Here is a 5,995-nt window from a genome sequence, read left to right on the forward strand (position 1 = left end):
TAGCGACTGCTTCCTAGCACAATACCTCACCATGCTTCCTCTAGTCTTCGACAACTCTGAGGTGAAGATATACAACGTGTCTAAGCCGTCTTCCCCGCAGCCCAACAGCGAAAATGTACTAGTCATCCCCCTTGACAGATTAATAGACGAACAAAAGCTCTACATGGCTTACATCATCCTCTCACATGGCTTCTACAACTACACAGTCGCCTATGATCTCGATGATAAGGCTCTCGATGGTAGCACCATCATACTGTCATTCGACCCCCCCGAAGAGAACGTTCTTGTTAGCATTTTTCAAGACAAGTTTAACGAAACCCTTGAATCATGGGACATTTCAAAAGGAAGCTGGCGGATCGAAGATGGAAAACTACTAGGCAGCGAAAGCGGAAAATACGACGAGGGAGTAATCCTCTCGTCAACATTCGCTGAAAACTTCACAGCAACATTTAAAGTTAAACCATTGAGTGGAAATGCCACTGTGCAAAATTACGTTAGCCTTGTTTACTCATGGGTAGACTCGGAGAACTACCGAATTGCAGATGTCATGTTCAGTCAAGACGGCTATATTTACGTTCACTTCAGAACCATCGTTGACGGAGTCGAGAAGGTACTGCCAAACTGGCCTGGAATTAAAACTGATTTAGAGTGGGACTTTGGCAACGAATATAACATAACTGTAACTGTTAACGGCGCCTTAAACGAAATATTCATCAATGGCATAACGTTCCTTTCGTCAAATTTAGAAAGCATTAGTGGAAAAATCGGGCTACGCTACCTTAGATTCTTTGCAGTATCATTCGACGACTTCTCCGTTGCCCATACCACACAGGTTAGCTTAAGACCCGTTAAAGATTATTTAGATCATCTACGCTCAGGCGGACAAGTCATAGTGCTGAACACAAACGGACATGGCTATTTTGCTGACGATTTATTCTCTATTTCAAACTCAACAGTAAACGCCCAAAGAATAGAGGGCAAAAACCTGAAGGTAGACCTGCCCTGTGAAGTACCTGTACAGGTACTAACATCTAAAAATACTAGTACAACAACTCTAAGCCATTATATAGCATCACTGTACGAAACTCCATTCATTTCACATCAGAATTACGGCAGCGGAGAACTCTTCTACGTGAACATATACCCTATTATCAAAACTATGCATGAAAATAACTGCCAACCAGCCTTCTATGAGATACTAGGAAAACTCCTAGACGACTTGAATCTAACAAAACTGAATCCAGATGCTATGCTAAGCTTCGACGGGTACGTGAAAGAGATATACATAAGTAATGATGTAAGAATCGAAACAAGTTCATTGTTGTTCCCGCTAAAACTTGAACTCAAACAAGTCGACGTCGAAGCGGAAGACGGTTCCCACATTTTTCATAACGTAACCAGCATCACAATCACTGAATATTCAAACGCTATTATTGAGGCTGATAGCGTTATCATAAAAGACGGTGAAGGATTCTATGCAGTTTTGCAAATCAACTCTACCTTCACAGTCAAACCTTCCATAGGATCACTGAATCTTAAAATCACTACAAAGAATGAGGAAATTAATCTAAACCATGTAAACCAATTTTCGATCACACCAAGCGACTCAGCTCAACTTCTAGCCCGAACACCAACTTTAAACGCCTCACAAGTCACCTTCGTTGAATTCTATCCGTTTGGCTCCTTGCAATGGAGAACGAGAACTTATGGCCAAAACCTAAATGTAACTGGATCAACGCAATTTTCTGTGACACTTTCTGACAGCTACAGCGCTCTAAAGAATGTGAAACTTGGCGCCTCCTTCCAGCGTGACCCACCAATAGTAACGTTTGATGTCTTTTCCACTTTTCCCACAGCCATATTTTGGACTCTACTCCTATTACCCATCTTTGCAAGCATATTTTTTGTCTTTAAGGTCAGAGAATCAAATCAAGATATTCACCTTAAAAGACGAGAAAACAAGCAAAACAACAATCCCTCAAATCACCATGTATAATCAGAATATTTGCGCACTCTGTAGAAGTGAAAGACATAGACAGGAGCGCCGGGCTCAAACTACAGCATTCTACTTAGATCCTGGGGCAAGAGATATTGTGCTTGATGTAGGATGCAGTGAGGGGTTTGTTTCAAGTTATCTATTAGAAGCCAACTTCGTGGTGGGCATGGACACATCAATCGAGTCTCTCTTAATAGCCAAGCAGAAAACAAAGCATTCGAACATTGACTTTATTCGCGCTGATGCCGCTGATTTACCGTTTAGAGAATGCTCGTTTAACAAGGCAGCTATGCTTGAATTGTTGGAGCACCTGCCTGAAGAAGCACAGAGAAAGATATGCCTGGAAGTTGACAGAATCTTAAAAAGGAAAGGTGTTATCGTACTTTCAGTTCCCTATAAAGAGCAAATCACCTACATACGCTGCGTTCATTGCGGAAAGCTAACGCCTTTATGGGGGCATCTCTGCTCTATGGATGAAGAGAAGGTAACCAATCTTCTGTCAAGCCATTACACTCTTATTGCTAGTTGCCACCTTCCCAACGTAGGCTTAATATCTTTAGCAAGCGTCTTTGAATGTCTTCCGCTTAGACTCTGGTTCCCATTAAATAACTTACTCGGAAAGTTCCGCAAAGGATACTGGATTATACTCAAATACAGAAAGGAAAAAAATAACCCGTAGCAGCTAATTTAGGAAGAATTGTAAAACAATGCTATATGTAAATAAAGGTATAATTGACAGAAAATTGCTTGAAAAAATCCAACAAAGAAACATGTGCATTGCTGTGTTTGGCTCTGGTTATGTTGGTTTGCCTACTGCTGCTTTGTTTGCTGATGTTGGCTTCAATGTGATTGCTGTAGACATCAAATCCAAAGTTGTTGAAGCCTTGAAAAGAGGAGTCAGCCTCATTAACGAGCCTGGTCTGAAAGAGCTTGTATCACGTAATGTTAAAGCTCGTAGACTCAACGCTATATTATACTCTGCTGAAACTCTTAATCAAGCAGACACCGCTATTATTTCGGTTCAGACTCCAATAGACGAAAACAGAAAGCCAAACCTGTCTTTTCTGACGAAAGCCTTAGAAAACGTAGGAAAAATTTTGAAGAAAAGAATGCTTGTAATCATAAGCAGCACAGTGCCACCGGGAACTATGCAAAAAAAGGTTAAGCCAAAACTAGAATCTTTAAGTGGCTTAGACGCTGACACTGAATTTTATCTGGCTTATGTACCAGAAAGAATTGCACCCGGAAAAGCCCTTAAGGAATTTATTGAAAGCCCAAGATTGGTAGGAGGTATCGGACCAAACAGCACCAAAATAGCCGCCGAACTGTTTAGGACAGTTTGCAAAAAAATAGTAGAAACGGATGCTGCAAATGCAGAAGTTGCTAAGCTCGCTGAGAATACATATAGAGATGTTAACATCGCCTTTGCAAACCAGCTTGCACTGATATCTGAGCAACTAGGAGTGGACGTCATAAGAGTGATTGAACTCGCCAACACACATCCGAGAGTGAACATACACTTTCCGGGACCAGGCGTAGGAGGACCATGCCTGCCAAAGGACCCCTACTTTCTACTTCATCAATTCTCACAAACAGATCATAACCTCATAAAGATGGCTCGGCTAATCAATGATTACATGCATGAACACATTCTGAAATTGATTGTTCAGGCTTTGAAAAGTTCATGTAGAGATGTTAAGGGCAGCAAAGTAGCCGTTCTAGGCACAGCTTACAAAGGTGACGTTAGTGATTCTAGGCTCAGCCCCGCAGAACCAATTATCTGTGAACTGATGCGTCTTGGCGCCGAAGTAACAGTCTATGACCCTAACTGCCCTGAAAACTTTGGAGCGAAGCGAGCAAACTCTTTGAATGAAGCAATCAAAAATGCTGACTGCGTAACTATAATAACCGACCATACAGCATTTAAAAATCTAAATCTTCAAGAAATCAAAGCTTCAATGAATAGCAAACCAATAATTATTGACGGAAGAAGGATAGTGCATCCTCATGAAGCTCAAAATATAGGCTTCACTTACTACGGTATAGGATTTGGGCAACAAGTAACTAGAAAGTAGTCAAGGATTCACTCGTTCACGAGCGTTCTTAATAGATGGGGCATCCTCAGTAGGTTGCATTTCGAAAGAATGCACGCACGCACCAATTATGGGAGGTTTATTACAGTTTTGCTGGATGACCGCTTTCGAATAAATATGTAGGTTGCCAGCGTGCCAAGCAACAACACGGAAATTACCACCGGTGCCGGTTCTGGAACTACGTTCAAGAATCCAGGATTCTGTGCGAACACGTCGTCGAAACTAGCTTTGCATCGACCTGTCCACATCAAAATGCCTCCTGCGTTCCCAAATGTGGCATCTGCAGTTTCAATCTGTAAAGCGCCATCTACATAAATCTTGAAAGCATCACCTGCCACCTCTGCCTTCAACTTGTAAGAGGTACCCAATTCCCCCACAAATCCGAGATCTACAACAACAAGATAGTTGAACTTAGCTCTTAGCTCAAGCTTGAGATTTGAGTTAGGCTCCCCATTTCCGTCAGCAGTCTGTTTAAGAACTATCCAATAGAAAGTATCCTCGTCTACATATCGGACTGCAAACCCAACATATGCCCATCCATTAGGGTCTAACTCCAAAAACGTAACATTAGCTTCCACACTAAAGTCTTGAGCATTAAATCCGTTTATCGCTATTTGTCCACGCTCATAACTCCCGTCGACAACGCTTTGTAAAAGCTCTTTGTCCAATATTTCCCAATCCCCGCTTATCACCGTCCAACCTGATCCAGGCAAACCATTTGGTCTGTTGAAGTTGTCAGCGAACATAAATGCAGCCTTTACGGGAAATATGAAAGTGAATGCTAAAACTATGAATAATGCTAAACCTATTATCTTCCCTACATGTATCATTTTCGCCACATCAACATTTACAACACAAGCCAAATTTATATACTTTCATGCTGAGTCAGTATAGAACATTATTATGAGAGTTCTATAATCGCATACGCGGCTTCGGAAAGTATACCTGTGAAAAAGGAAACCTAACTAGGATCAACACACTGCTTCCTTAATGGTAATCTACTATCATAATCGTCGAACGCTTGCATATTGCAAAACGTCTTCCCAAAGCACTGTGCTTATCACCCTCCACTTCAACCATTCCCTATAGCATTTTTCCATCGAGTTCAAAAAAGAAGTAACCATTATTCTCAACAGTCCAAATCTTGGTTAGGGATTGCCTGCAACAACTGTTTCTTAAGTACACAAAAATCGGGAGGGGGGGGGGGTCGGTCGGTCTGTGTACACGCCCCACAATGGAGATATCTCCCGCAACTTCCCATTTTTCCTGAATTTCACCGTCACTCTTGGTGAAGCGCGCGCGAAACAGAAATTTGTTCTAGAAGACAATTTCACAAAGTCCTTAAGTTCCATTCAACAACTCTACCCTACCCACACAAAAGGAGAAAGAAGTGTCTGAGGCGTCAAGCCAATGAAGACTTTATCATCAGGAGTGTAAGTTCATGTTGTTCCTCCTAATCTGCCGAAGAGAAGGAGAAAACACAAACAGAAAGTCATGAACTTACACCCAAGATGAATTCTACCTAACTCAAGCAAAAAAGGAATATAGTAAGATTCTTCTATGATGTTATATAGCGAAGTACATTCTTATGTACGTCGCGCGCGCAATACTTGTCTTACTGAAAACTCAGTTTTTATGGCTTCTGGAAGAAACTTCAATCTAGAGTAAATCGGTTTTACTTCCACATTACCTGTAACTTTGCTATTCCTTCTTTTCCATGCGCCCGCGCGTGAGTTTTTAGAAAAACAGAAAAGCTATCTCTCTATCATTGTTCAAACACTTGTTATCTAACTTTTTTGTTTTTCATAAACGACATCTCTGTCTGGTGCAAACGCCATGCCCATTTCATGACTAGAGAAATGCCTTATATCTTTAGGCAGTACCACTGTACCAAAGTTCCATGGGA

4 protein-coding genes are annotated in these 5,995 nt (G+C 41.5%); 3 read left to right on the top strand and 1 reads right to left on the bottom strand.

All coding sequences use genetic code 11. The annotated features are described in order from the left end of the window. The 3 genes from KAU88_10100 to KAU88_10110 all read left to right on the top strand — a co-directional run. Positions 1-1,996: hypothetical protein (locus tag KAU88_10100; protein MCK4478856.1), on the top strand; the 1,996-nt coding region annotated here is incomplete at its 5' end. Positions 1,997-2,093: 97 nt separating this feature from the next. Beyond that, positions 2,094-2,675, top strand: a complete 582-nt coding sequence (locus KAU88_10105; protein ID MCK4478857.1) for a class I SAM-dependent methyltransferase — start codon at positions 2,094-2,096, stop codon at positions 2,673-2,675. Positions 2,676-2,703: 28 nt separating this feature from the next. Continuing rightward, positions 2,704-4,071, top strand: a complete 1,368-nt coding sequence (locus tag KAU88_10110; GenBank protein ID MCK4478858.1) for a nucleotide sugar dehydrogenase — start codon at positions 2,704-2,706, stop codon at positions 4,069-4,071. A gap of 86 nt (positions 4,072-4,157) precedes the next feature. Here the strand turns inward: KAU88_10110 and KAU88_10115 are convergent, their stop codons facing one another. Next, a complete protein-coding gene (locus KAU88_10115) occupies positions 4,158-4,952 on the bottom strand; it encodes a hypothetical protein (protein ID MCK4478859.1) in 795 nt (264 codons plus the stop codon). Positions 4,953-5,995: the final 1,043 nt, after the last annotated feature.

This window comes from Candidatus Bathyarchaeota archaeon (genome assembly GCA_023131225.1).
Classification (GTDB): domain Archaea; phylum Thermoproteota; class Bathyarchaeia; order Bathyarchaeales; family SOJC01; genus JAGLZW01.

What these genes read in the sequence shown, in the direction of transcription:
- KAU88_10110 (MCK4478858.1), top strand. Translation starts at nt 2,704, where the DNA reads ATGCTATATGTAAATAAAGGTATAATTGACAGAAAATTGCTTGAAAAA.